Here is a 22,734-nt window from a genome sequence, read left to right as displayed (position 1 = left end):
TTCTTTCTCGGACACGGATATCCGGCAGTGTGGAATACCCTCTATCGCTACTGCTAGTGTTCATTCAGTCACGGTAGGCAATCAGCCTCGATGTGCAGGCAATGAAGAACCGAGGGTTCCATGCGTAAGCTTCAGCAAGTCGTGATCGCAGCAGTGGCGGCCGGCGGCCTGTCCGCCGTCGGTGTCGGTGCCGGTACCGCCTACGCCCACGACGGCGGGCTCAGGGTGACCGACCTCTACCGCCCCTTCCAGGAGTGCAGTCCGCAGACGGTGGCCGAGAACAACCTCCCGATCGGGGTGCTCGGTCTCGGCGAGAACATGGACACCACCTGCGGCCAGTTCAACAACGCCTTCACTGGCTGAGGTCGGCGGAGTAACCGTGCGCGACGCTTTCCGCGAGCCCTTCGGGGGCATCCCCCGAAGGTGCCCGTTCACGCACGGTGGCCCGGAGCGCGAGACCGCTCCTGTGGCCCGCGCGTCGTCGTGACGGATCCGAAGTCCGGTGCGCCGATGAGCGGTTGCCGCCTTTTCCGGATTGGCCCGCGGCAGTCGTGAGGACCGGCCGATCGCAGATCGCATTCGTTCGTTCCAACCGCCCAAGACGATGGGCGCATTCTTCGCGCGGTGAACGTCGCGGCAGTCGCCCTTGGCAGGTCAACTCGGCGCCCGACGCCCGGGTGCCTCTCACAAAGGAAACGCATCACATGCTCAGCAGGAAGAAGATCGCGGCCGTCTCGGGGCTCCTCGGCGGCCTCGCCGTGACCTGCGCCGGTGTCGCCCAGGCGTATGGCGCCTCAGACCCGGGCGTCTGCACGCGCGACACCCACGGCAACGTCACCTGCGTCCAGCGGATCGAAGGCGAGGTGTCCGAAGACGGGTTCATCCCCCGCCAGGAACAGTGCCTGCCGACGCAGCCGCTGACGCTGCCCGCCGCCGTGGGCGGCGGCAAGATGCACATCGGGCCCGAGGTGACGTGCTCCACGTCCATGCCGGTCGACCGGGGCGACCGGGGTGACCGGGGCGACAAGGGCGATATGGAATTGCCCACCCTGCTGGGCTGAGCTCCGCGGCGGAACCCTCCGGCAGCCGCGACGCGAAAAGGCTCTTCGTCACGAGCCGACACGACGGCAGATGTACAGATCCCAAATTGCTACGAATTGTGTGTATATGCTCACACTAAGTAGTCAACCAGGGCTTAATGCCCAGGTACCGAAAGGGTCTGAACATGCGTAAGTTTCAGCGGGCTGCCGTCGTAGCCGCAGCGGTCGCGGGGCTGTCCGTTCTCGGGGTCGGTGTCAGCTTCGCCGGTGGGGAAGAAGGGTACGCTCCCCCCTCGCAGCAGAACGCGGTGGCCAACTCGCAGGCGAACGCCGTGGCCACGTGGGGCGGCGGTTACTACTCGATGCCGCACTACGGTCCGGACAAGGCCGCGGAGGAGCCCACCAAGGAGGCGCCCGAGGAGGGTGGCTACGGCCAGTACTCCGACGGTTCGAAGTAAGGCACGTACCGACGGCATCCATGGTCCGCAGGTCACCGCGGTGGCTTCCTTGCGGGCCAACGCCGTGGCCACGTGGGCCCGTAGGCCGTAGCTCAGGGGGTCGCGCCGCAGTCCGCATCCTGGTCGGCCCGACAGTCGGCCGCCGAACGGACCACCGCGACGCACACGGCCTTGGAGCGCCACGACAGGCGTATCGACATCCTTCAGGACACCCTATGCACATCGCACGATCTGAACATCCATGTCGTGGATCAACTCGGACTGTTCAGCGGTGTGCTGAGTAATACCCATAACGGCAAAGGCAGCCCGGACGCGCAGAAGACCCATCAGGGTGCGCGCCCGGGCTGCAGCAATGCCGTCGCACGACGCGGCCCGCACCGCGTCCGGGCGTCGGGTCCCCCATGCCGAACCACTCCAAGGCTTGGGCGCAGGCCGGTCAGCGGCGCAGACGCCCGGGCCCCGATCGCAAAGGAGCACAGCACATGTTCAATCGGCAGAAGATTGCCACCGTCTCGGGGCTCGTCGGAAGTCTCGCCGTGATCTGCAGCGGCGTCGCACATGCGCATGCCGATGAATTCCCGGGCGACTGCAAGACCTCCCTGGCCGAAACCACCTGCATCAGCAAGAGCGAGAGCATCCGCACCTCCAAGGACGGCAAGTACGTCGTCAAGCAGACGCAGGACTGCAAGACGACCGACCGGCAGCGCGTGGTGTTTCCCGAGAACTACCTGCTGGGCGGCGGGTCCAGGAAGGTCGGGCCGGTTGTGGACTGCTCCAACCGCACACCGCTGCCCAAGGGCGTCAAGGTGCCTCACCCGAAGCTGCCCCGCCCCACACTTTGAGATGCGATCGGAGAATGCCGGACCGGAATTGTTTCCGGTCCGGCATTTTTGCATTCCGAGGTGGAGACAGAGGCTTTTTAGTGACATAAACGCACCGGTGCCCCGGCCGCAGGCCGGGGCACCGGTTGAAGGGTTCCTGCTTACTTTCCGACGCTGTTGTTGCAGCCCATGGTCGAGCCCAGCTGGCTCTCCTGCGCGCCCGAGTTGCCCTCGCCGTTCAGCAGGTTGCCGCCCAGGCCGTTGAGGATGCCGACCTCGCCGAGGACGTCCGCGTTGAGGTCGTGCGACCTGCAGGTGGTGCTCTGCGCGATGCTGAAGCGACTGCCGTTGTGGCCGCCCCGGCCGCCGTAGCCCCCATCGGCGTGGGCGGTGCCGGCGCCCACGAGTCCGACGGTGCCGAGGGCGGCGACGAGAACGGCGGCCTTGCGGAGCTTGTGCATGTCATCTCCGGTGGAGTTGAAGAGGATTGCGATCTGTGGCAGATCGACTTCGTACAGTCACGGAGAGTATTAGGAAATATTCGAAGACAAACGGCGACGCGCCGGATTCTGGGGATTCTCACCGTCTTGGACCGACGCTCGCGAATGCCCCGACCGGTCAGTGGAATTGTGATGCCGGCGCGTGACGCAAAAGGGGTCCCGGCATCGGGCCTGGAGCTCGATGCCGGGACCATTTCCCGTCCTGGGTCACCTTGTGACCCTCATGCGCCTTAGAAGGCGGAGTTGTTGCAGCCCATCGTCGAGCCGATGTGGGTGTCCTGCGCGCCCGGGTTGCCCTCGCCGTTGAGGCCGTTGCCCAGCAGGCCGTTGAGGATGCCGACCTCGCCGAGGACGTCGAGGTTCAGGTCGTGCGAACGGCAGTTGGAGCTCTGCAGGATGCTGGTCTTGTTGCCGCCGTCCTTGCCTTCCTTGCCGCCCCAGCCGCCCTCGCCGGCGTGGGCGGTACCGGCGCCCACGAGTCCGACGGTGCCGAGGGCGGCGATCAGAACGGCAGCCTTGCGAAGCTTGTGCATGTCATCTCCGGTGGAGTGAAGTGGATGCGATCTGTGGCAGATCGACTTCTTACAGTCACCGGAGATTAGTTGGAATTATGCTAAAAGGGACAACGACGCGCCGGTTTCATGATCTGTTGCGAAAAGTTTCTGACGGAGCATCACATGCGAACGGGCCCTTCGAGGGCGATCCTCCAAGGGCCCGTCGGGCATCGACGACCGGGTGTTCCGCAGGCCTCAGTGGGCGCTGGAGGCGGCGTTCGCCTGGCTGTTGGCCTGGGTGCAGCTGACGCCCTTGGTCTGGGCGGCGCCGAGCAGACCGACCGGGAGATTCGCGTTGAGCAGGTTCTGCGGGCTGCACTCCTGGGCCGGGCGGAAGAGGTTGCTCTGGCTCAGCCCGGAGCCCTCCGACGGGGCCGCCTGCGGGGTGGCCTGTGGGGAGATCTGCGGGTTGATCTGCGGATTCAGCTGCGGGTTGACCTGCGGGGTGATCTCGGTGGGCCGCTGCGGGGCCGGGGCCGGAGTGCCGTAAGTGCGCGCGGTGGCATGGGAGGAGGCCAACGCGCCGGCCTGGGTGTCCGGCTGCGCAACGGGTGGCGGAACGGCGCCGTTGAACTCGACGGGGGTGGCGACGCTGGGGCCGGTGCCGATGGCGGACAGACCGCCGGCCGCTGCGAAGACGAGCGCGACCTGTTGAAGTTTGCGCATGGAACCCTCGGCCCTTCATTGACCTGTGCATGGAACGTATGGGAAATGCTGATGAGCCAGTGCAGCCATTGCTGTTCCTGCCGCCCTGGGTACGGCTGCGGTGGAGCATCGTCCTGGCCCTGTGCGGAACGAGATGAGTACGGGACCGGACACGGGAACCGGGGTCTGGTCACTCATTTGCCCCAATGCCTCGCGGCACTGGCTCATTTGCGCCGGACGTGATGCTTGACCCTTGCGCGAAGGGGGTGCGGCGGACCCGGGGAGGGTGTAAGGCGAACGCGTCGATCGCTGTTTCACGCCGAGGAGTTGCATCCGCCGGATCGTCTTCGTCGGCAGGAGTGCTATAACGTCCAGCGATCACAGTCGCCGGCGGTTCTCGTGGGCCTCGTCAAGCCGCTCGGCGATCACCATCAAGGCTCTCAAGATCTCGTTCTGTTCGTATCCCTGTTCTTGGCGCAGGGACAAGTCCGCGCGCACCAGGGCCACATCATCCGGGTGGGAGCGGTATTGCGGCCGATGGCAAACGGGTGACGGGCTTTTGGAGCCCGTGACCGGGCCGGGGGAAAAGTCGTTCCTGGCTGGGAGAGGGCAGCGGCCACGGATCAGAGAGGGGTCGAGGGGATTCGCTGTCTGCTCCGGCGTGAAGTCCACGTGACAGCCCAGGATTACCCCTGTGAGGGCGCAGTACGAATATCAGACTGAGCGCACGCAAGACTGCACTGAATACAACGGATTTCCCTGTACAGGTATTGAAGGGCCGAGGGTTCCATGCGCAAGCTTCACAAGGCCGCGCTCGTCGTAGCAGCGGCCGGCGGTCTGTCCGCCATCGGCGCCGGCGTCAGTCACGCCGATGCTCAATTCGGGTACCCAGGCGCCTATCCGGCGCCCGCTCCCGACTACCCCGCTCCGCAGTACCAAGCTCCTCAGTACGCGGCACCGCAGTACTCGGCGCCCCCCCAGTACCCGGCTCCGCAGTACCAGGCTCCTCCCCAGTACGCGGCTCCCCAGTATCCGGCACCCCAGTACCAGGCTCCGCAGTACCAGCCGCCCCAGCAGAACGGTCCGCAGGCCACGGCGACGGCGCGTTCGACGGGCATCGCACAGGCCTCCGGTCCGCAGTCCTACGCCCCGCCGATGATGCAGGCCCCGCCTCCGCCGCCGCCGGCCCCGCCGCAGGGTGGTTACGCCGCCGCCTCGGCGTCATCGAGGGGTTACGCGCAGAGCTCCGACTCGCCGTACGGCCCGCAGCAGGCCGCCCCCCAGCAGGCGCCGCAGGTCATGCCGCAGGTCACCCCGCAGACGGCGCCGGAGGTCATGCCGAAGGTCGCCCCGCAGGTCGAGGTGCCCCAGGCCTTCAACCCGGAGCCCGCGCCGCATGTCGCGCCGCAGGTGAACCCGCAGGTGAACCCCCAGGTGAACCCGCTCATCAACCCGCTGCTCGCGCCGCCCGCGCCGGAGGTGGCCCCGCTCGGCCTCGGATCGGTCGCGGCGCCTCCCGTTGGCCAGTTGGGTCTGCCCCGACTCGGCTGATGTCCTCCCCGTAACCGTCCGCCGTCCCAACTCGATCTGCTGCGGATCGCATCCGCTCGACCAACGGAGAAGAAATGCGCAAGCTTCAGAAGTTCGCCGTCGTGGGCGCTGCCGTCCTCGGTACCGTCGGCTCCCTCGGCGTCGGTACCGCCTTTGCCCACGGTGAGGGCAGCGACGACTTCGACGTCACGCAGGGCATCGAGTGCCGTTCGCACGACATGAACATCTCGGTCCTCGGCGAAATCGGCGCCATCAACGGCGCGCTGGGCAACGCGCTCAACGGCGAGGGCAACCCGGGTGCGCAGGAGAGCCACCTCGGTTCGGACATGGGCTGCAACAGCCGGGCGTTCTGACCGGCCGCGTGGCGCGCTCTTCTCCCCGAGACCGCCATGCCTTGCCGAGCCGTCTGTTGAGGCGTCGGCGACACCGTGGGAGGCGGCCGTTCCGGAAATTCGTGGATCCGGCGGCAGACAGACGTCGTGTTTGAGGTACCGCAGCCGCGTCGGCGGGGGCTCTTGGCTCCCCCGGCGCGGCTGCGGTCGTCGTCCGGCATCGCCGGCGGTCTTCACCGGGCATCGGCGAGCGCCCTTGCGTGTCCGATGCCGCCGGGCACTTGATCGACACCGGACGGGCGTCCGGTGCTCCCGGCCGTGATCAGGCCGCCCCCGTCCATCGCCGGACAGCCGAGCCGCCGGGGAGACGGGTTCCCCGGAAGGCGACGCGAAGCCGACCGGGTGATGACATCTGCCGGCATCTATGTTCACCGCGATACCGCGCCGTACCGTTGCCGAGGCCCGTGCCGCACGGGCGGCGCCCGATGTACGCCGCAGGGAAGGCACGCCGTCTTCCGTGCTCCCAGGTCAGAGGTTCAGTGGCGCCCCCGGCAGGACTCGAACCTGCGGCCAAGCGCTTAGAAGGCGCCTGCTCTATCCACTGAGCTACGGGGGCCTGGTGCGGGACAAGGATAAGGCTCCCCGTTCCTCGACCCGGCTGCTTCGCCTCCGTGGCTCGATGTGGAGGTTCGGTGAAGCGGTCCTGATAATCGCAGGCAGGTGCGAATCGCGCACCGCTTTTGGCGCCCGAGGCACAGGGTGTTGTGCACTCGTTATGCCTGGACTGTGCCCGCGTCCCAGTCGTCCCTTACGCCCGTTGTGTTCCATCGGCGCGCTGAGATGTCCATATGCTTCAGAATTCCCCTAAAATTGGGCATTCTTCGCATGTGGTGACCTTGGACGTACGGCCTCAGCTGCTCGACGCACTCTCCGAACTGCGCGACCGCGTCGCAGCCGCACGCTTTCCGCTGCCCCTGGCCGGGGCCCCACGCGCGCGTGCCAACCGCGACGAGCTGCTCGCCCAGCTCGACGACTATCTGGTGCCCCGGCTGCGGGAGCCCGCTGCGCCCCTGCTCGCCGTCGTCGGCGGGTCCACCGGGGCCGGCAAGTCGACCCTGGTGAATTCCCTCGTGGGACGGCGGGTCAGCGAGGCGGGTGTGCTGCGGCCGACGACCCGCACACCTGTCCTGGTGTGCCATCCGGAGGACCATCACTGGTTCAGCGGTCTGCGCGTGCTGCCCGACCTCACCCGCGTGTGGGCCCCCGACCAGGACGCGGGAGACGATCTCCTGGTCTCCGGCGAGGACTCCCCGCGCGCGCTGCGCGTCGTGACCGCCGACACGCTCCCGCGCGGGCTCGCCCTGCTCGACGCCCCCGACATCGACTCGCTGATCGCCGAGAACCGTGTCCTGGCCGCCCGGCTGATCTGCGCAGCCGACGTCTGGGTCATGGTCACCACGGCGGCCCGCTACGCCGACGCCATCCCCTGGCACCTGTTGCGCACCGCCAAGGAGTACGACGCCACCCTGGTGAGCGTCCTCGACCGCGTGCCGCACCAGGTCGTCTCGGAGGTGTCCCGGCATTACGGCGCCCTGCTCACCAAGGCCGGGCTCGGCGACGTACCCCGCTTCACCGTGCCCGAGCTGCCCGAGTCGGCCTGGGGCGGCGGCCTGCTGCCGGCCAGCGCCGTGGCAGCCCTGCGGACCTGGCTCGTGCATCACGTCCAGGACTCGGGGGACCGCCAGCAGGTCCTGGCCCGTACGGCGCACGGCCTCCTCGACTCGCTGAAATCGCGCCTGCCCGAGCTGGCCGGGGCCGCGGCCGCCCAGTACGCGGCCGCGCTCCGGCTCACCTCGGCCATCGACGGGGCGTACGACAGCGAGGACGAGCGCGTGCGTGGCCGGCTGAAGTCCGGGGCCGTACTCGCCGGGGACGCTCTCAAGCGATGGCGGGCCTTCCCGCTCGACTGCACCGCGGGCGAACTGCTGGACGCGCTCGTGGAGAGCCTCGCCTCGCTGCTGGTGTGCTCCGTCACCGCCGCCGACGAGCGCATCGACGAGGCGTGGCGGCGCGAGCCCGCCGCGGACGCTCCCGCGCTCGCCGGGCGGGATCCCTCCATGGAGAACGCCGAGCACCGCATCGGGCTCGCGGTACGGCGCTGGCGCCGGGAGCTGGAGGAGTACGCCGAGGACGAGGTGCGGGAATTCGACCGCAACGGCGCCCCCGACTCCGAGGCCGTCGCCGCCTTGGTCGCCACCGTGCTGCTGGGCGGGCGTCGGGCACGCAACGCGGGCGAAGGGCTCGCCCAGCGGATCGGCCCCCACGGCGCGCTGCGGCTGCGTGACCGGGCCGGGCGCCTGCTGACCGAACACGTCGACCGCGTCATGCACCGCGAGCGTGAACGGCGCCTCGCCCCGCTCGACGCGCTGGACGTCAATGCCGACCCCCAGGCCGAAATCATTGCCGCGCTGTCCGTACTGCAGAAGGAGAGGTGCCCGTGACCGCCGTCGCCGACCACGACCACACGGACCACACCGATCACATGGATCACCTGAATCATCTGAACCAACTGAATCCCCGGAACCCCATGGGACACAGCGAGCAGGGCGATGGCTCCAAGGCAGCGGAGTCCGGGTCCACGGACCGCGTCAACGGACGGCCCCAAGGGGAGGGAGAGGCCGGTGACCTCCGCCGGCCGGTGGACGGCGGCTCCGGCGACGCCCTTCCCGGAACGGGCTCCTCCCCGGAACGTGCCGCCGAGACCGGTGCCGACACCCGGCCGCAGGACCGGGACACGCAGAGGGACGGCGGGCGGCACGCGCGTGTGCCCGAGGAGCGCGTGGACGGCGCGGGCAGGGAGCGGCACGCGCGTGTGCCCAAGGAGCGGGTGGACAGCCCGGACCGGGAGCGCCACGCGCGCGTGGCGGCCCCCGCCGGTGACGCCGACGCGAGGAACGGTTCGCGCGCACGAACCAAGGACGGCGGGACGGCCGGGAACACCGGGGCCGCCGGGGCCAGGGGAGCGCCGGCCGCGGCCGGCGGAACCGCCGGGGTCAGGGGAACCGGCAGGACCAACGGAAAGGCCGGGGACTCCGGCAACGCCGGGATCCCGAGGAAGACCGGGGACGCGGGGAAGGCCGCGGACGCGGAGAAGGCCGCCGGCGGCGGGCCGGTCGGCCTCGGCCAGGACGACGACGCCGACCTCGTCGAGGTCTGGGACGACGGTCTCATCGCCCGGCGGGTGACCGAGAACACCGCGGCCGCCCTGGCCGAAGGGGGCGCCTCCGCACTCGACAAGCCCGCGCGCGCTCCGGGCAGCAGCCGCATCCCGGCACGGCTGGCCTACGACGGCCCCCTCCGCTCCCGCCTGGACGCCCTGCGCGAACTCGTCGGCCTCTCCCGTAACCGCCTGGACAGCAGCACCCTCGCCGAGGCGGGCCGTGTCCTGGACGAGGCGGCCGCCCGGCGCAAGCTCTCCGGGCAGCACACCGTCGTCGCCATCGCGGGTGCCACCGGCAGCGGAAAGTCGCAGTTGTTCAACTCGCTCGCCGGAACGCCCATTTCGGAGACCGGCGTACGGCGCCCGACCACCGCGGCCCCGATCGCCTGCAGCTGGAGCGACGGCGCGGCGGGCCTCATCGACCGGCTCGGCATCCCCGGCCGACTGCGCCGGCGGCCCGTACAGAGCCCGGAGAGCGAGGCGCAACTGCACGGGCTCGTCCTGATCGACCTGCCCGACCACGACTCGGCGGCGGTCCAGCACCGCGAACACGTCGACCGGATCCTGAAGCTGGTCGACGCGGTCATCTGGGTGGTCGACCCGGAGAAGTACGCCGACGCCGTCCTCCACGAGCGCTATCTGCGGCCCTTGGCAGGCCACGCCGAGGTCATGTTCATCGTCCTCAACCAGATCGACCGGCTGCCCGGAGAGGCCGCCGACCAGGTCCTCGACGATCTGCGCCGGCTGCTGGACGAGGACGGCGTGGCGCTCGGCGAGTACGGCGAACCGGGCGCCACCGTGCTCGCGCTGTCCGCGCTCACCGGCGACGGCGTCGCCGAACTGCGCGAGTCACTGGGCGATTTCGTGGCGGAGCGCGGCGCGGCGGCCCGCCGGGTCGCGGCCGACCTGGACGCCGCGGCGGACCGCCTGCGGCCCTCCTACGCCACCGGCCGGCGCGTCGGCCTCAGCGAGGAGGCACGGGAGGAGTTCGCCGACCGGCTCGCGGACGCCGTGGGCGCCACCGCGGCCGGCGAGGCCGCAGAACGCGCCTGGCTGCGCAACGCCAACCGTGCCTGCGGTACCCCCTGGCTGCGGCTGTGGCGCTGGTACCAGGGCCGCGGCGAACACACGACCGGCCGGCTCCCGGTGCGCGCACAGGCCGACGAGGAGACCACGGCCCGCCAGCGGGTCGAGCAGGCGGTCCGTACGGTGACCGACCGGGCCTCGGCCGGTCTGCCCGCGCCGTGGGCACAGGCGGTGCGCGAGGCGTCCGCACGCGGCTCCCAGGGCCTGTCCGAGGCGCTGGACGAGCTGGCGGCGCGCGCCGGACTGCCACCGGGGCGGCCGCCCAGGCCGGGGTGGTGGCCGGTCGCCGTGCTGGTCCAGGCGGCCATGACCCTGCTGCAGATCGTGGGCGGTGCGTGGCTGGCGGGCCAGATCGCCGGCGTCATGGCGCCCAACCTCGGGGTGCCGGTCCTGCTGATGGTGTGCGGGATCGTCGGCGGGCCGCTGGTCGAGTGGGCCTGCCGGATGGCGGCCAGAGGTCCGGCGCGGCGGTACGGCATGGACGCCGAAAGACGGCTGCGGGAGGCGGCCGCGGGCTGCGGCCGGGCCCGGGTGCTCGATCCACTGGCGGCGGAGCTGCTGCGCTACCGGGAGGTGCGCGAACAGTACGGGCGGGTGGCGCGGTCCGGGGCCAAGGCCGGGGTGGGGTGAGGCAGGCCGGAGGACGGGGTGGGTGAGAGGGAAGCGGAGGGACACGGGTCACTCGATGGGGTGGCGGGGTTTTCCACAGGTGGGTGGCCGTCCACAGCGCTCAGCGGGCCCAGCCCGGCGGAGGCAGTCTGATGACACGGCGATCGCGTCGCACGCCCGGCGAGAAGCGAGGGCGAGCGGCGTCCGCGATCGGCGTGACGTGCGACCGCGCACACGGGATGTGTGCGCCGGGCACGGCAGACGCAGCCGTACGGGAAGGGCCCGTACGCGTGTCCGCACCGCCGTGAGGGGCGGCCGGGCGAGGGAGGGGTTCGCGATGAACGAGACCGTGGTCTGTGTGGTGGGCAACGTGGCGACGCCGCCGGTGTACCGGGAGCTGGCGGCCGGCCCGTCGGCGCGATTCCGGCTGGCGGTGACCTCGCGCTACTGGGACCGGGAGAAGAGCGCCTGGACGGACGGGCACACCAACTTCTTCACGGTGTGGGCCAACCGTCAGCTCGCCGTGAACGTGGCGGCGTCGGTGGAGGTGGGGCAGCCCGTGGTCGTGCAGGGCCGGCTGAAGGTGCGCACGGAGGTGCGCGAGGGGCAGCAGAGCTGGGCGTCGGCCGACATCGACGCGGTGGCCGTCGGCCATGACCTGGCGCGGGGCACGGCGCTCTTCCGCCGGGCGGCCAAGCCGGAGGCTCAGGCGGCGACGGCACGCCCGGAGCCCGTCTGGGAGACACCGCCCGTCGGCACACCGGACGGCGAGCAGGCACAACAGCACCCGGAACCAGCGGCGGTGACATGACGTCACAGGTGCGATGTCACCTGAACCGTCAACACCACCAGCTACGCCGGCACCGCCGGCGCCATCTCTGATCGGCGATCCTCGATCGCCGATCCGTGACCTGCGATCCATGACGTGCGCTCAGCGATCTGCGGCTTATCGACGTATGCGGTCCGAACGCCCCCAACACCCCCAACGCCCCGACCCGATCGGTGGATTTGTCGATAACCGCAGCTCGTGTCCGGTCCCGGCGATAACGATTCCGGATCGGATAGCCCATCAGACGATCTGACCGGCCGGGCGGGGTCCGCGTGATCCATAGGATGCCGGGCGTGGCCCTCGGGGCTGCCGATTCTGCTGGTGGGACCGTCCCCCACGTCCAACGGGTCCTGCTCGAAGGGGAATTCTGTGCTTGCTGCGTTCTCTGGGTTTCCTCGGTCCGTCACGACGGCCCGCTTCGGCGCCGTGACGCTGGTCTCCGGCCTGGTGACGGCCGGCGTGCTGTCCGGCGCCGGCACGGCCGTGGCCGACGAGAGACCACAGTCGCAGGGCGGCGCGACGGCCACCATCAACGGCCTGAAGACCTACGGCGAGGCCGTGATCCACGAGGACGGCGGCGACCAGCGGGTGGCCGCGGGCCTGTTCGAGATGTCCGTGGACGGCGGCGGCACCCTGCAGACGTACTGCGTCGACCTCCACAACCCCACCCAGCGCGACGCCCGCTACCAGGAGACGTCCTGGAGCTCCACCTCGCTGGGCGCCAACAAGGACGCGGGCCGGATCCGCTGGATCCTGCAGAACTCCTACCCCCAGGTCAACGATCTCGCCGCGCTCGCCCGACGGGCCCGGGTGAGCGGGCTGACCGAGCAGGACGCGGCGGCCGGTACCCAGGTGGCCATCTGGCGCTACTCGGACGGTGCCAAGGTCGACGCAGTGGACCCACAGGCCGAGAAGCTCGCCGACTACCTGGAGAAGAGCGCCCGCGTCGGCGTCGAGCCGCAGGCCTCGCTGACCCTGGACCCGCCCGAGGTCTCCGGCCGCCCCGGTGAGCGGCTCGGGCCGGTGACCGTGCACACCAACGCGACCGGCGTCACGGTGGTCCCGCCCGCGGACGCGGCCACCAGCGGCGTGCGGATCATCGACAAGACCGGCAAGGTGATCACCTCGGCGAAGGACGGCAGCCGGCTGTACTTCGCCGTCCCGGAAGACGCCTCCGGTGGCACCTCCCAGGCTTTCGGCACCGGGGGAGGTTCGGCCCAGCTGACCGTGCAGGCGTCGACCACCGTGCCGGTGGGCCGGGCCTTCGCCTCCGAGAGCCGCAGCCAGACCCAGATCCTGGCCGGCTCCAGCGAGTCGACGGTCTCGGCGACCGCGGGCGCCACCTGGGCGGCCAAGGGCGCCATACCGGCCGTGTCGGCCCGTAAGAACTGCGCCGAGGGGGGTGTGGACGTCACCGCGACCAACAAGGGCGACCAGCCCTTCACCTTCCAGCTGATGGGGGCCGAGCACACCATCCCCGCCGGGGCCTCCCGCACGGTGACGGTCCCGCTCCAGGAGGACCAGGCCTACGACTTCACGATCACCGGTCCGAACGGCTTCAGCCGGCGTTTCACGGGCGTCCTCGACTGCAGGACCCAGGGCACGCTCACCACGAAGACCACCCAGACCCTCAGCGGGCCCAGCCCCGCCACGGTGGGCGGAGACACCACCACGACCGACACCGACCTCGCCGCCACGGGCGGCTCCGCGATCACACCCCTGATCGCGGGAGTGGCCATCGGGCTGGTGGTGATCGGCGGTGCGGTGCTGGTGGTACTGCGCCGCAAGGAGACGCAGCCCGGCGAGTGACCTTCGGGAGACGGGTCCGGCCCGGCCGGCAGGGCCTGTGCCGCGCGCACGGGCGAATCACCGCGAGACTCGGGAGTGCGCATGACCAGTGCCGCTGCGATGAGCACGGCCGACATCCATGGCCTGATCGATGACATCGTCCGGTCCAGCGGTCGGCTCACCAGGGCCGTCACCGACCGGACCGACACCGAACTGCGAGCACCCTCACGGCTCGAGCGCTGGACACGTGGCCATGTGCTCGCCCATGTGGCCCACAGCGCCGACGCCTATGTGTGGCTGCTGCGCCTGGCCCGCACGGGCGCCGAGCCGGGGCCGCGCACAGACGCGGCCGCCATGGCTCGGGCGACCGAGGAGACCGCCGCGTTGCCCGCCGCCGAACTCGTCGCCGAGGTACGCGGCTGCCTGGAGCGGTTCGCGGCGGAGGCGCGGGACATGCCCGCGGCGGCGTGGCAGAGCATGGTCGCGGCCCTGGCGGGCTGGCGGCACCCCGCCTGGTTCACCCTCCGGCGGTGTCTGCGGGAACTGGAGACCCATCACCTGGACCTGGGCGTCGGCTACCGCACGGCGGACTGGCCGACCGCGTACGTCTCGTGGGCACTCGACGACACGCTCTCCGCGTTCAAGGCCCAGGGCTTCGCCGCCTCCTCGGTCGAAGCGGTCGATCTCGGCCGGTCCTGGCAGGTCGGCACGGAAGGCCCCGCCATCGCCGGTCCCGGACACACGCTGCTCGGCTGGCTCAGCGGCCGGACCTCCGCCGCCGGGCTGGTGTCCGACCGGCCACCGACAGCCCTGCCGCGCCGGCCCGTCTGGCCGCAGCCGCCCTCCCCGGGCTGGGGCCGGGTCGGCTGAGGCGGCAGCCCGTGAAGCGTCACGGCATGATGATCCGGTGATGGACGAGTACGCCTGGCCCACGAGCGCCGAAGTGCGGGACGCGGACGTGGTCCGCCGGAGCTGGGCGGCCACCGTCGCGGCTCTGCCCGTGGGGGCCCGGATCACCGGGGAGATCATCGGCCGTCAGCCCTTCGGGGTCTTCATACGTATAGAGGGTTTCCCGGACGCCGTGGGGCTGGCGGAGATCACGGCCATGCCGCTGGGGACGGACCTGCCGGCCCTCGGGGCCCGCGTCAGCGGTGAGGTCTTCTGGCACGCCCACAATCACCAGGTGAGGATCCGGCTCGACGAGTGGCGGGAGGCCGACGAGTGATCGTTCCCGGGCGGAGACCGCCCGAGGCCGGCCGACGGCGCCCGCCAGCAACGGACGGGCCACCTGCACCGGCGGCGAAGCCCCAGGTCAGAGCCCCCCAACCAAACGGGTTAACACCCAAGGCTGGCCGTCGGGCAAGATGGGGTGTTACTTACCGCGAGAGGGCACGAAAAGGCCCCTCACCAGCGGTTTCTTCGCCAATGAGGGGCCGTGTCAGGCGGCTTGGGCCGTCTCTGGGCCGTCGCCCGTCTTCGGGCCGTCATGAGCGTGACCGGCGGCCCGGTACATCGCGGAGATGGCCTTCCGGGTCCGCGTCTCGCTGGACGGCATGAGGTGCGTATAGACGCGGAGGGTGAATCCCGGGTCGCTGTGGCCGAGGTAGAGGCTCAGGGCCTTGATGTTCTCTCCGGCGTCCAGGAGGACCGAGGCGTAGAAGTGGCGGAGGGCGTGTATGCCGTGTTCGCGGGCCGCCGCGTAGCGCTGTCCCTTCTCCGGGGTGGGGATGATGCCGGCGGATGCCAGCGCGGGCTTCCACGCCTGGTCGTTGAACCCCTGGCTCCAGATGGCGGCACCGATGCTGCTCGTGAAGACGAGCCGGTGTGTGACCTTGGGGCCGGTCGGGGTCAGCCAGGGCAAGGTCACTTCAATGGGCGGGAAGCGCTCCAGGTGCTCGCGGAGAGCGGCAGACACTTCCGGGTCGAGCGGGATGTCACGGAGCTTGCCGCGCTTGGGCGGGGCGTAGACGAGTGTGCCGCGAACCTTCTTCACCTGCTGGCGGACGTACAGCCAGCCGAGATCCCCGATGTTGTCGACGGCAAGGCCGAAGATCTCGCCCTGTCGCAGCCCGCATCCGGCGCCGAGGTCGACCATGGCCCGGTAGCGCTCGGGGAGACCGGCCCGTACGCCGAAGACATGCTCAGCGGACCACGGATGCACGCGTGTCGGCGTAGGACGGGGAGCCTTGACTGATCGGGCCCGGCAGGGGTTCGAGGCCAGCAGACGGTCATCTACGGCCGCGTTGAGCACGGAGGAGACCGCGTCGAAGATGAGGCGCCGATATTGGGCTGACGCCACGGCGTCTTCCAACTGGCGGTTCCACTCGCGGATGTGCTCAGGCTGGAACGAGCCGATGGGGCGGGTGCCGAGGTAGGGCAGAGCGTGTAAGCGCAGCCGACCCTCGACGGCAGCCCGGCTGGTCAGATCGGTCGTGAGCGAGGCGAGCCAGCGGTCCGTGTACTCCCGGAACGTTGTCCGGGCCGCTCGCGGGTCGATGTACTGCCCGCGCGCCATGTCGGCTTCGATGTTGGACAGCCACTGGTCGGCCAACCTCTTTTGCTTGTCAGGGAAGCTCTTGGCCTTCTCTGTGCCGTCCGGGCCGATGTACCGGGCCCGGTAGCGCATGCCCGTGCCGTGACGTTCGGTTTTGACCCTGTGCGGCTTGCCGTTCGCGCCGACCTCGGTCCTGTACCAGCGGTCTTGGACGTGCCCGGCCATCAGGCGGCCTCCCCGAGCTGGGTGTCCACCCAGGCCCGCACGTCGGTCGGGTCGAAGCGGAGGTGCCGGCCGACACGGAAGCCGCGCGGACCGGTGTGCTTGCGGCGCCACTGGTAGACCGTCTCGACGCTGGGGAGTTCGAACATCTCGACCAGGTCCTCAGGGGTCAGGAACCGGTTCGGAAGTTCTGCGGCCATGGTCAGCACTCCCTTTCAGTGTCGAGCTGGTTACGCAGGGCGTCGCGGGCGGTCTCGCGGTTGGTCTGGAGGCTGCGCGCGATGGTTGTGGCGAGGGCGGCTTCGCCCGGGGTGTGGCCGTGGCCGGCGTACTGCCAGTCCGCCAGGACGAGGACTGTGTCCGGCTCGCGGTCGTCGAGGCCGAGGGCGGAGGCTTCCTGGGCGGCGCGGTAGTCGGCGCGTTCCTGGCGGAGGGCGCCGAGGGTGGTGGAGTAGGTGCGCGACTTGGACGAGAAGTGTCCGCGGAAGCCGAGCATGTGGGCCCAGGCCCAGAGGCGCCGGTCCGGGTACAGGGTGTCCAGGTCGCGGCACGCGGTGATGAGCCGACGGGTGTGGTCGGGGACCTGGTGGCGGTTGAGTTCGGAGAGTTCGCCGATGCGGCGGTCCAGGGTGCCGGTGTTCTCTGCGGCCTTGGTCGCGTACTTGGCCACGTACGAGGCGACGGCTTGTTCGGTGATGTCGGAGCCGTCGCCGAAGGCCTTGACCGGGCGGACGTCGAGCTGTCGGCCCCACCGGAACGTGCGGGTGGGCTCGTCACCGGCAGCCGGGGCCGAGACCGATGTGTACGAGTGCGCCGCAGCGGCGCGTATCGCGTCCGTGAGGAGGCCGGCCGTGGCCCAGGCCGGCGGCGGTGTGCCAGGTCCCTGCTGGCCGTCGAGGCGTATGACGGCATGGAAGTGCAGGGCGCCACGCTTCTGGAACTCGGCGACCTTGCCGTACGAGACGCGGAGGTGTTCGGCGAGTTCCCGGCGGGGCAGGCCGGCGCGGGCGGCGAGTTCGCGACGGAGTCGGGTGGTGAAGCGCTGCCAGAGCTGTCCGGCGTGGTTGTTGAACAGCACGGAGCCCGCGTAGTCGTAGGTGTCCGGGTCGAGGGCAGTGCCCAGTTCCGGAGCGTCGGGCGCGTGCGTGGTTCCGCAGCGGCAGGTGCCGTGGTCGGGGCGGTTGTGGACCGGGCCGAACGAGGGGGCCGTGAGGGTGGCGAAGACGCGCGGGTGATCGCGGACGGTGGCGGGGATGTCGCGGCGGTCGTCACCGGCCAGGCCGGCGCGGATCAGGTGGTAGGTGTCGCCCGCGTAGGTCCAGGCGCAGGAGGGGCAGCGGGAGGCCCGGCGGTTCCCGCAGGCGAGGCGGAGACGTCCGCCCGGCTCCTTCTCGGTGGAGTAGTGGTGCAGGGGCTCGCCGGTGGTCTTGTCCTTGTGGAGGACCCAGCCGGTGAGGTGGATCGGGTCGGAGCAGCCGCCGGTGCGGCGGATCTGGTCTTCCCAGCGGGCGTAGTCGGAGGCCGAGGCCACTCGGAGCACGTCCCCGAGGGTGATCGGGTCGAGCAGCGTGTCTGGCATGGGCGCCCTCGGTGTTGCGGATGAGGCGCGGTGGGCCGTGCTGGGTGTTCCTTCCGGTTGCGAGATCGGACAGGGACGGCGCCCGGGCGGCGGATGCTTGGCGGTATCGAGGCCGCCCGGGGGCCGGTCAGCGGCGCTTGGCGTTGGAGACCAGCAGGGAGCGCAGGACGACCGCGCAGACGGCGACCGAGGCGCCGGTGATGGCGACCGCCAGGAGCAGGGAGACCAGGACGGCGCCGAAGACCAGGACGACGGCCGTGCCGCCGCCGACGAGGGCGAGGGCGGTGCCGGGGGTGAGCTGGACGACCGGCCGGGACGAGGCGGGGGTGACGGGTGCCGGCGGCGGGACCGGGGTGCTCCGGGTCATGGTGGTCGGCTCGACGACGGCGGGCGGGGTGGCCAGGCCAGTGGGCTGCGGCATGGTCGGGAGCTTGGGCCGGAACATGAGCGGATCTCCTTTCGCAGCGGGTTACTTGACGGCGGTGTTGATGACGGGGGCCAGAACGCTGTCGGCGAGGAGGTAGCCGCCGAGAAGCAGGACGGCGATGAGCCACCAGGGCGGGCGGATGAGCTTGACGCCGAGGTAGCCGACGACCAGCAGGGCGAACCAGAGAGGGACGTCCATGGGTTGTGTCTCCTAGCGGACCGTGCAGCGGTGGGTGCGGGCGGCGAGCTGGGCGGCGGTCTGGCTGGAGTAGTCGGCGGACCAGCCGCAGCGGTCGGCGGTGCAGACGGCGGCGTGCATGGTCCGGCCGTTGCGGTCTCGGTGCGTGCCGATCTGCACGGGGCCGATCCGCATCAGGGAGTGGAAGTTGTCGCGGGCGGGCATCGCGGGTGTCTCCTTCCTGGTCAGGTGAGGTGGGCGGCGATGGCGTCGGCGAGGTGGGGTGGTACGCCGAGGCGGGAGCGCAGGGTGTCGGTGTCGATCGGGGATCCGGTACGGGTGCGGTACTCGTCGGCGACCTTGCGGGCGTGGTCGACCAGTACGGCGGGAACCGAAGGAGCCAGGGTTGGGACGGGAGCCGGAGCGGAGGAAACAGGGACTACGCCGGGTTCGGGCACGGTTTCCGTCACCGAAGCGGGTTCGGCGTCCGGTACCGGCTGCTCGGCCGAAGGCTCGTCGTGCGACGTGTCCGCAACGGGTGCTGACGGGGCCGGCCCCAACTCCGCGGCCGACGAGTGCGCGAGGAGCGTGCCGCCGAGGAAGGCGACCGCGGGCCATCCAGCGATGCCGAGGCGGAGCAGAGCGGGCGGGTCGGTCAGGTCGAGGAATCCGGCGGTGGCGACGTTGGCGCCGAGCGAAGCGAACAGCGCGACGAGGAACCAGCACCAGGCGAGCCGGGACGGCCCGTCACTGCGCAATCGCCGCCAGGCGGCGACCAGGAGCAGGTCGACGCTGACCGGGTAGGCCCACGCCTTCCAGCCGTTCTGTCCGGAAGCGGAGGCCAGGTCGTGCAGGTGGGCGAAGGACAGGGCACCGGCGATGACGGCCTGAACCAGGACCGCGTCGACGCGGAGGCCGTGACGGGAACCCATCAGGAGTCGCCGGGGTAGGTGGGGCCGCCGTCAGGGTCGTAGCCGGACGGGAACGTGCTGGGCGGCGGCTCGGGCAGCGAGACGGCCAGGGACGCGCTGACGGCTTCCACGAAGTCGAGGTCGGCGTCGGCCGTGTCGGCGTACAAGGCGAGTTGGCCGAGCAGGAGCACGGTCCGGGCGAAGTCCTCGCAGTTCGGGCACACGGCGGGATCTCCCTTCTCTGGGCATGGCGGGGGTAGGGACCTGGCGCGAAGGCGGTCGCGCCGACCGGTGGGATCCGAGGGCTCAGACGGTGGCCGAGGAAGCCTTGGCCAGCGACACGGGAGCGACGGCGGAGGCGGAGAGGACCGGCCGGAACGGAGCCAGCTCGGGCAGGTGCGGGGTCCGGTCGGCGTGCCGGTTACAGATGTTCACGGCCTGGCGGAGCGAGGTGTGCGGGGCACGGATGCGGTGCCACCCTCCGGAGGAGTCGCCCGAGATGGCGAGCCCCCGCATCTCGGCCGGGATCTGGATGGCGGCGAGGACGGCGTCCGGTGCGATGTCGCCGAAGGCCATGTTGGCGGATGTCTCGTCGTTGACGCGGTGGGCAGTACGGGCGGTGAGCTGGGCGCGGAGCATGGTGATGCCCTTGCCGAGTTCGGAGCCGAAGCGCTGTCCGCAGATTTCGAGGTAGATGCCGGCCGCGCGGCCGAGCTGGGCTAGGCGGACCAGGGCGGTGATGATGCGGTCCCGGCGCTTCTCCTCCTCCTTGTTGGCGTACAGGGCGAGTTCGGCGACCTCGTCGACCAGGACCACGACCGGGACCGGACGCAGGTGATCGGGCAGGTCCCAGATGTCGGCGGCGATCTCCGCGTCCGGCACGTCGGCGGTGATCCGTTGCTGAGCCCGGATGACCTGATAGATGCATTCCATCCGGACCACGAGCGCGTCGAGCACTTCTGCTGCGGTGTCGGGATCGTCGGCCAGCGCGGAGAACCGGCGGGCCAACGGGAACAGTTCAACGCCCTGCTTGCAGTCGATGCCAACGAGGGCGACATCCATCGGGGCGAGTCCGGCGACCAGGTTGCGCTGGTAGACGGATTTGCCGGACTCCGTGGCGCCGAGGGTGAGGGCGTGGGGTATCGCGCGGTAGTCGCGGTAGTGCACCGAGCCGTCCTGCCGCAGGGCGACCGGTACCCGCATCAGCCGGGTTTCGGTCTCAGTCGGCATCTGCACCCGCTTGAGTACGTCGTAGCCGGTCATTCGCACCTCTACGACACCGGAGCGCAGCTCCCGCGAAGTCACGCCGTACATCGAGAACGAGTGCCGGAGCCGGTCCGAGGCGGCGGCGATGTCGAAGGCGTCCTGTCCGGGACGGAGCTTGAGCCGCAGGACCAGGCCGGTGCGAGTGGGCCGCAGCCGCAGGACGCGCGGGGGACGGGGCCCCGGTATCGGCCGGTTGGTGGCACGGGCGAGAGCGAGCCGCCACCGCGCGGGCGGCACGGTTAATCCGCACGCATCCATGACGGAGCCGTACCGGACCAGCACCCGCACCACGGCCAGGGTGACCCCGAAGGTCAGCCAGTACCAGGCGGGGCGCCGCCACCGCAGGAGACCCACGGCGACGGCGACCAGCACTAGGGAGACCGTGAAACCGGTCATGATCAGGCCGCCTTGGGCCCTGCGGCGGCGCCGGCGAGCGAGGTGACCGCAACGGCGCGGAACGCGATGCCGTGCCGCTTCTGGCCGTTGAAGTCGTTCTCCCAGGGCCGGGCGATCAGGCCGGTGAGGGCGACCGGCGTGCCCATAGACAGCTCGCCGGTGATCCCGGGCTCCGGGACGGTGATGGAGAGGATCTCCACCTCCTCGTTCGCCGCGAACATCACGTCGACGGTCATCAGCTTCGCCCCGCTCTCAGTGTCGGTGGCGATCTCGCCGGTACGACGGTCACGGACCTTGACCTGCGGAGACTTGGCGACCATCACAACCGCACTGGAGGTGTCGACGGGGATCTGACGCACAGAGATCACTCCTCTATAGATGCTGAACTTCGCCACTCATGTACATGAGTGACATGAAGAAGAGTGCACCACTCCTGTACATGAGTCAACCCGCCGCGAAGAAGAACTCGCGACGGGTTGCGGGGAGTTGAGCGGGCGTCAGTCGGCGGCAGGGATCCGATACTCGAAAACGAACTGGTCAGCGGCCATGAGCGTGTCGCACACCTCGACCACGAGGCCCGCGGTCGTACGAGCTTCCCGGATCAGGTGAACCACCGGTGCACCGGGGCTGAGCGCCAGTTCCGAAGCCTCTGCCTTCGAGGCCGGCCGTGCCTGCAACGTCTCGACGAACTCCGCGAACTCATGCCCGTGGTCTTCGAGTCGGGCATAGATGCCACCGCCTCCGGGGTTCTCGGAGAACAGCTCCGGGATCTCCTTCACGACGTCCCAGGGCAGGTACGACGTCGCGGTCTCGACCGGTGTGCCGTTACGGAAGTAGAGACGCCGGCGAGCAAGCACCTGTGCGCCGACGGGGACACCCAGTCGCTGGGCGGTATCCTCAGGCGCCTCCATGGGCCCGATGTAGAGAACGCTGACCTTGGCAGCCGCACCGGACTGTGCGGACTCCGCTAGGTAGGCCGCCTGCCCACCCTGCCGGAGCGAGCGCCGGAAGCGATCGGAAGAGCGGTGCCGCACTGGAGGCCGGTTCTTCACGATCGAGCCCTTGCCGTGCCGGGTCTCGACCAGCCCACTCGCCCGTACCTCGACCATGGCCTTCCGGATCGTTCCCCCGGACACGCCATAGCGATCCACCAGCTCAGACTCACTCGGCACCATGTCCCCGGGTTTGAGAACCCCCGCCCGGATCTGCTGCACGATCTCGTCCGCGATCTGCACATACCGAGGCCCGGATCCGACCCCTCCAGCCGCAGTTCCCATAGTCCTTCTCTGCCTCCTATGCTCCTCTACATGAGTCAAGCACAGGAAGCGACGCCGTCTCCCCTCCACTCCGTATCCGTGGCCGGAGTAGTGGTGCGCGAGGACGGCCGCCTCCTGGCGATCCGCCGAGCCGACAACGGCACCTGGGAACTCCCCGGCGGCATCCTCGAACTCAACGAGACCCCCGAAGCCGGCGTGGCCCGCGAGGTTCTGGAGGAGACAGGCATCCAGGTCGAGGTTGACGAACTGACCGGCGTCTACAAGAACGTGACCCGCGGCATCGTGGCTCTGGTCTTCCGCTGCAAGCCCTCCGGCGGCACCGAACGCACCTCAGGCGAGTCCACCGCCGTCTCTTGGCTCACACCCGAGGAAGTCAGCGAGCGCATGTCCGAGGTCTTCGCTGTCAGGCTCCTGGATGCCTTGGACAGCAACGGCCCCCACGTACGCAGCCACGACGGCAAGCGCCTCATCCCAGCGGGATAAAACCTTCTCTCCTTCATCAAGCACCCGGCTGCGCTCCGCTCCGCCGGGCGGGCTTCCCGGCTCCGCTCG

General features: G+C 70.2%; 28 protein-coding genes and 1 tRNA gene. 13 read left to right on the top strand and 16 right to left on the bottom strand.

Annotation, left to right across the window (positions count from 1 at the left end):
* Positions 1–141: 141 nt before the first annotated feature.
* From AVL59_RS41155 to AVL59_RS41145, 4 genes are all read left to right on the top strand, one after another.
* Positions 142–363 (top strand): hypothetical protein, encoded by a 222-nt coding sequence (locus tag AVL59_RS41155; RefSeq protein ID WP_272481927.1) that lies wholly within the window; start codon positions 142–144, stop codon positions 361–363.
* Between the two features lie 341 nt (positions 364–704).
* A complete protein-coding gene (locus AVL59_RS41150; protein ID WP_067314670.1) occupies positions 705–1,061 on the top strand; it encodes a hypothetical protein in 357 nt (118 codons plus the stop codon).
* A gap of 164 nt (positions 1,062–1,225) precedes the next feature.
* Positions 1,226–1,498, top strand: coding sequence for a hypothetical protein (locus AVL59_RS52875; RefSeq protein ID WP_159400207.1), 273 nt, complete (start codon positions 1,226–1,228; stop codon positions 1,496–1,498).
* Positions 1,499–1,980: 482 nt separating this feature from the next.
* Entirely contained in the window at positions 1,981–2,340 is a 360-nt protein-coding gene (locus tag AVL59_RS41145; RefSeq protein WP_067314668.1) for a hypothetical protein, read from the top strand.
* Between the two features lie 140 nt (positions 2,341–2,480).
* On the opposite strand, the gene AVL59_RS41140 is transcribed toward AVL59_RS41145, so the two are convergent.
* The 4 genes from AVL59_RS41140 to AVL59_RS52870 all read right to left on the bottom strand — a co-directional run bounded on the left by AVL59_RS41140 (position 2,481) and on the right by AVL59_RS52870 (position 4,690).
* Entirely contained in the window at positions 2,481–2,780 is a 300-nt protein-coding gene (locus tag AVL59_RS41140; protein ID WP_067314666.1) for a hypothetical protein, read from the bottom strand.
* A gap of 269 nt (positions 2,781–3,049) precedes the next feature.
* Positions 3,050–3,352 carry a hypothetical protein gene (locus AVL59_RS41135; RefSeq protein WP_067314664.1) on the bottom strand — a complete coding sequence of 101 codons (303 nt, stop codon included), beginning with the start codon at positions 3,350–3,352 and terminating at the stop codon, positions 3,050–3,052.
* Positions 3,353–3,568: 216 nt separating this feature from the next.
* Positions 3,569–4,039 carry a hypothetical protein gene (locus tag AVL59_RS41130; protein WP_067314662.1) on the bottom strand — a complete coding sequence of 157 codons (471 nt, stop codon included), beginning with the start codon at positions 4,037–4,039 and terminating at the stop codon, positions 3,569–3,571.
* 357 nt (positions 4,040–4,396) lie between these two features.
* The gene (locus AVL59_RS52870) at positions 4,397–4,690 is read right to left on the bottom strand and encodes a hypothetical protein (protein ID WP_159400206.1); all 294 of its coding nucleotides are present in this window, start codon (positions 4,688–4,690) and stop codon (positions 4,397–4,399) included.
* 117 nt (positions 4,691–4,807) lie between these two features.
* Between AVL59_RS52870 and AVL59_RS53095 the strand changes: the two genes are divergently transcribed.
* Together AVL59_RS53095 and AVL59_RS41120 are read left to right on the top strand one after the other, a co-directional pair.
* A complete protein-coding gene (locus AVL59_RS53095) occupies positions 4,808–5,569 on the top strand; it encodes a hypothetical protein (protein ID WP_067314660.1) in 762 nt (253 codons plus the stop codon).
* A gap of 74 nt (positions 5,570–5,643) precedes the next feature.
* Positions 5,644–5,922, top strand: coding sequence for a hypothetical protein (locus tag AVL59_RS41120; protein WP_067314658.1), 279 nt, complete (start codon positions 5,644–5,646; stop codon positions 5,920–5,922).
* Between the two features lie 519 nt (positions 5,923–6,441).
* Here the strand turns inward: AVL59_RS41120 and AVL59_RS41115 are convergent.
* A tRNA-Arg gene (locus tag AVL59_RS41115) sits at positions 6,442–6,517 on the bottom strand.
* A gap of 271 nt (positions 6,518–6,788) precedes the next feature.
* On the opposite strand from AVL59_RS41115, the gene AVL59_RS41110 reads away from it, so the two are divergent.
* From AVL59_RS41110 to AVL59_RS53800, 6 genes are all read left to right on the top strand, one after another.
* Entirely contained in the window at positions 6,789–8,402 is a 1,614-nt protein-coding gene (locus tag AVL59_RS41110; protein ID WP_067314656.1) for a dynamin family protein, read from the top strand.
* The gene (locus AVL59_RS41105) at positions 8,399–10,837 is read left to right on the top strand and encodes a YfjP family GTPase (protein WP_067318383.1); all 2,439 of its coding nucleotides are present in this window, start codon (positions 8,399–8,401) and stop codon (positions 10,835–10,837) included. The genes AVL59_RS41110 and AVL59_RS41105 overlap by 4 nt, the downstream gene beginning before the upstream one ends.
* 316 nt (positions 10,838–11,153) lie before the next feature.
* Positions 11,154–11,627, top strand: coding sequence for a single-stranded DNA-binding protein (locus AVL59_RS41100; RefSeq protein ID WP_067314654.1), 474 nt, complete (start codon positions 11,154–11,156; stop codon positions 11,625–11,627).
* Between the two features lie 387 nt (positions 11,628–12,014).
* Positions 12,015–13,454, top strand: coding sequence for a Cys-Gln thioester bond-forming surface protein (locus AVL59_RS41095; protein WP_067314653.1), 1,440 nt, complete (start codon positions 12,015–12,017; stop codon positions 13,452–13,454).
* Positions 13,455–13,535: 81 nt separating this feature from the next.
* Positions 13,536–14,303, top strand: coding sequence for a maleylpyruvate isomerase family mycothiol-dependent enzyme (locus AVL59_RS41090; protein WP_079147243.1), 768 nt, complete (start codon positions 13,536–13,538; stop codon positions 14,301–14,303).
* 40 nt (positions 14,304–14,343) lie between these two features.
* Positions 14,344–14,658: a S1 domain-containing protein gene (locus tag AVL59_RS53800; RefSeq protein WP_067314651.1), complete on the top strand. Its 315-nt coding sequence runs from the start codon at positions 14,344–14,346 to the stop codon at positions 14,656–14,658.
* Positions 14,659–14,871: 213 nt separating this feature from the next.
* On the opposite strand, the gene AVL59_RS41080 is transcribed toward AVL59_RS53800, so the two are convergent.
* The 11 genes from AVL59_RS41080 to AVL59_RS41035 all read right to left on the bottom strand — a co-directional run bounded on the left by AVL59_RS41080 (position 14,872) and on the right by AVL59_RS41035 (position 22,182).
* A complete protein-coding gene (locus AVL59_RS41080; RefSeq protein WP_067314649.1) occupies positions 14,872–16,152 on the bottom strand; it encodes a tyrosine-type recombinase/integrase in 1,281 nt (426 codons plus the stop codon).
* A complete protein-coding gene (locus AVL59_RS41075) occupies positions 16,152–16,349 on the bottom strand; it encodes a helix-turn-helix transcriptional regulator (protein WP_067314647.1) in 198 nt (65 codons plus the stop codon). Before AVL59_RS41075 ends, AVL59_RS41080 begins: the two co-directional genes overlap by 1 nt.
* A 2-nt stretch (positions 16,350–16,351) precedes the next feature.
* Positions 16,352–17,728, bottom strand: a complete 1,377-nt coding sequence (gene repSA / locus AVL59_RS41070; RefSeq protein ID WP_067314646.1) for a replication initiator protein RepSA — start codon at positions 17,726–17,728, stop codon at positions 16,352–16,354.
* Between the two features lie 127 nt (positions 17,729–17,855).
* Positions 17,856–18,173 (bottom strand): SpdD-like protein, encoded by a 318-nt coding sequence (locus AVL59_RS41065; protein WP_067314644.1) that lies wholly within the window; start codon positions 18,171–18,173, stop codon positions 17,856–17,858.
* 24 nt (positions 18,174–18,197) lie between these two features.
* A complete protein-coding gene (locus tag AVL59_RS53395; protein WP_099053213.1) occupies positions 18,198–18,353 on the bottom strand; it encodes a hypothetical protein in 156 nt (51 codons plus the stop codon).
* 12 nt (positions 18,354–18,365) lie between these two features.
* On the bottom strand, positions 18,366–18,557 hold the full coding sequence (locus AVL59_RS41060; protein WP_067314642.1) for a mobile element transfer protein: 192 nt from the start codon (positions 18,555–18,557) through the stop codon (positions 18,366–18,368).
* Positions 18,558–18,577: 20 nt separating this feature from the next.
* Entirely contained in the window at positions 18,578–19,264 is a 687-nt protein-coding gene (locus tag AVL59_RS41055; RefSeq protein WP_067314640.1) for a DUF2637 domain-containing protein, read from the bottom strand.
* Entirely contained in the window at positions 19,264–19,467 is a 204-nt protein-coding gene (locus tag AVL59_RS41050) for a hypothetical protein (protein WP_067314638.1), read from the bottom strand. The genes AVL59_RS41055 and AVL59_RS41050 overlap by 1 nt, the downstream gene beginning before the upstream one ends.
* 82 nt (positions 19,468–19,549) lie before the next feature.
* Positions 19,550–20,905, bottom strand: a complete 1,356-nt coding sequence (locus AVL59_RS41045) for an FtsK/SpoIIIE domain-containing protein (RefSeq protein ID WP_067314637.1) — start codon at positions 20,903–20,905, stop codon at positions 19,550–19,552.
* Positions 20,906–20,907: 2 nt separating this feature from the next.
* Positions 20,908–21,264, bottom strand: a complete 357-nt coding sequence (locus AVL59_RS41040) for an SCO3933 family regulatory protein (RefSeq protein ID WP_067314635.1) — start codon at positions 21,262–21,264, stop codon at positions 20,908–20,910.
* Between the two features lie 138 nt (positions 21,265–21,402).
* Positions 21,403–22,182, bottom strand: a complete 780-nt coding sequence (locus AVL59_RS41035; RefSeq protein WP_067314633.1) for a GntR family transcriptional regulator — start codon at positions 22,180–22,182, stop codon at positions 21,403–21,405.
* Positions 22,183–22,200: 18 nt separating this feature from the next.
* On the opposite strand from AVL59_RS41035, the gene AVL59_RS41030 reads away from it, so the two are divergent.
* Positions 22,201–22,665 (top strand): NUDIX hydrolase, encoded by a 465-nt coding sequence (locus AVL59_RS41030; protein WP_067314632.1) that lies wholly within the window; start codon positions 22,201–22,203, stop codon positions 22,663–22,665.
* The last annotated feature ends 69 nt before the right edge of the window (positions 22,666–22,734 follow it).

This window comes from Streptomyces griseochromogenes (assembly GCF_001542625.1).
Lineage (GTDB): Bacteria > Actinomycetota > Actinomycetes > Streptomycetales > Streptomycetaceae > Streptomyces > Streptomyces griseochromogenes.
This window is presented reverse-complemented; position numbering and strand designations above follow the sequence as displayed.

Coding starts and splice junctions, on each gene's coding strand:
- AVL59_RS41145 (WP_067314668.1), top strand. CDS start 1,981: ATGTTCAATCGGCAGAAGATTGCCACCGTCTCGGGGCTCGTCGGAAGT.
- AVL59_RS41120 (WP_067314658.1), top strand. CDS start 5,644: ATGCGCAAGCTTCAGAAGTTCGCCGTCGTGGGCGCTGCCGTCCTCGGT.
- AVL59_RS41100 (WP_067314654.1), top strand. CDS start 11,154: ATGAACGAGACCGTGGTCTGTGTGGTGGGCAACGTGGCGACGCCGCCG.
- AVL59_RS41130 (WP_067314662.1), bottom strand. CDS start 4,039: ATGCGCAAACTTCAACAGGTCGCGCTCGTCTTCGCAGCGGCCGGCGGT.
- AVL59_RS41065 (WP_067314644.1), bottom strand. CDS start 18,173: ATGTTCCGGCCCAAGCTCCCGACCATGCCGCAGCCCACTGGCCTGGCC.
- AVL59_RS41045 (WP_067314637.1), bottom strand. CDS start 20,905: ATGACCGGTTTCACGGTCTCCCTAGTGCTGGTCGCCGTCGCCGTGGGT.
- AVL59_RS53800 (WP_067314651.1), top strand. CDS start 14,344: ATGGACGAGTACGCCTGGCCCACGAGCGCCGAAGTGCGGGACGCGGAC.
- AVL59_RS53095 (WP_067314660.1), top strand. CDS start 4,808: ATGCGCAAGCTTCACAAGGCCGCGCTCGTCGTAGCAGCGGCCGGCGGT.
- AVL59_RS41080 (WP_067314649.1), bottom strand. CDS start 16,152: ATGGCCGGGCACGTCCAAGACCGCTGGTACAGGACCGAGGTCGGCGCG.
- AVL59_RS41150 (WP_067314670.1), top strand. CDS start 705: ATGCTCAGCAGGAAGAAGATCGCGGCCGTCTCGGGGCTCCTCGGCGGC.
- AVL59_RS41140 (WP_067314666.1), bottom strand. CDS start 2,780: ATGCACAAGCTCCGCAAGGCCGCCGTTCTCGTCGCCGCCCTCGGCACC.
- AVL59_RS41035 (WP_067314633.1), bottom strand. CDS start 22,182: ATGGGAACTGCGGCTGGAGGGGTCGGATCCGGGCCTCGGTATGTGCAG.
- AVL59_RS41075 (WP_067314647.1), bottom strand. CDS start 16,349: ATGGCCGCAGAACTTCCGAACCGGTTCCTGACCCCTGAGGACCTGGTC.
- repSA (WP_067314646.1), bottom strand. CDS start 17,728: ATGCCAGACACGCTGCTCGACCCGATCACCCTCGGGGACGTGCTCCGA.
- AVL59_RS52875 (WP_159400207.1), top strand. CDS start 1,226: ATGCGTAAGTTTCAGCGGGCTGCCGTCGTAGCCGCAGCGGTCGCGGGG.
- AVL59_RS41135 (WP_067314664.1), bottom strand. CDS start 3,352: ATGCACAAGCTTCGCAAGGCTGCCGTTCTGATCGCCGCCCTCGGCACC.
- AVL59_RS41030 (WP_067314632.1), top strand. CDS start 22,201: ATGCTCCTCTACATGAGTCAAGCACAGGAAGCGACGCCGTCTCCCCTC.
- AVL59_RS41060 (WP_067314642.1), bottom strand. CDS start 18,557: ATGCCCGCCCGCGACAACTTCCACTCCCTGATGCGGATCGGCCCCGTG.
- AVL59_RS53395 (WP_099053213.1), bottom strand. CDS start 18,353: ATGGACGTCCCTCTCTGGTTCGCCCTGCTGGTCGTCGGCTACCTCGGC.
- AVL59_RS41090 (WP_079147243.1), top strand. CDS start 13,536: ATGACCAGTGCCGCTGCGATGAGCACGGCCGACATCCATGGCCTGATC.
- AVL59_RS41055 (WP_067314640.1), bottom strand. CDS start 19,264: ATGGGTTCCCGTCACGGCCTCCGCGTCGACGCGGTCCTGGTTCAGGCC.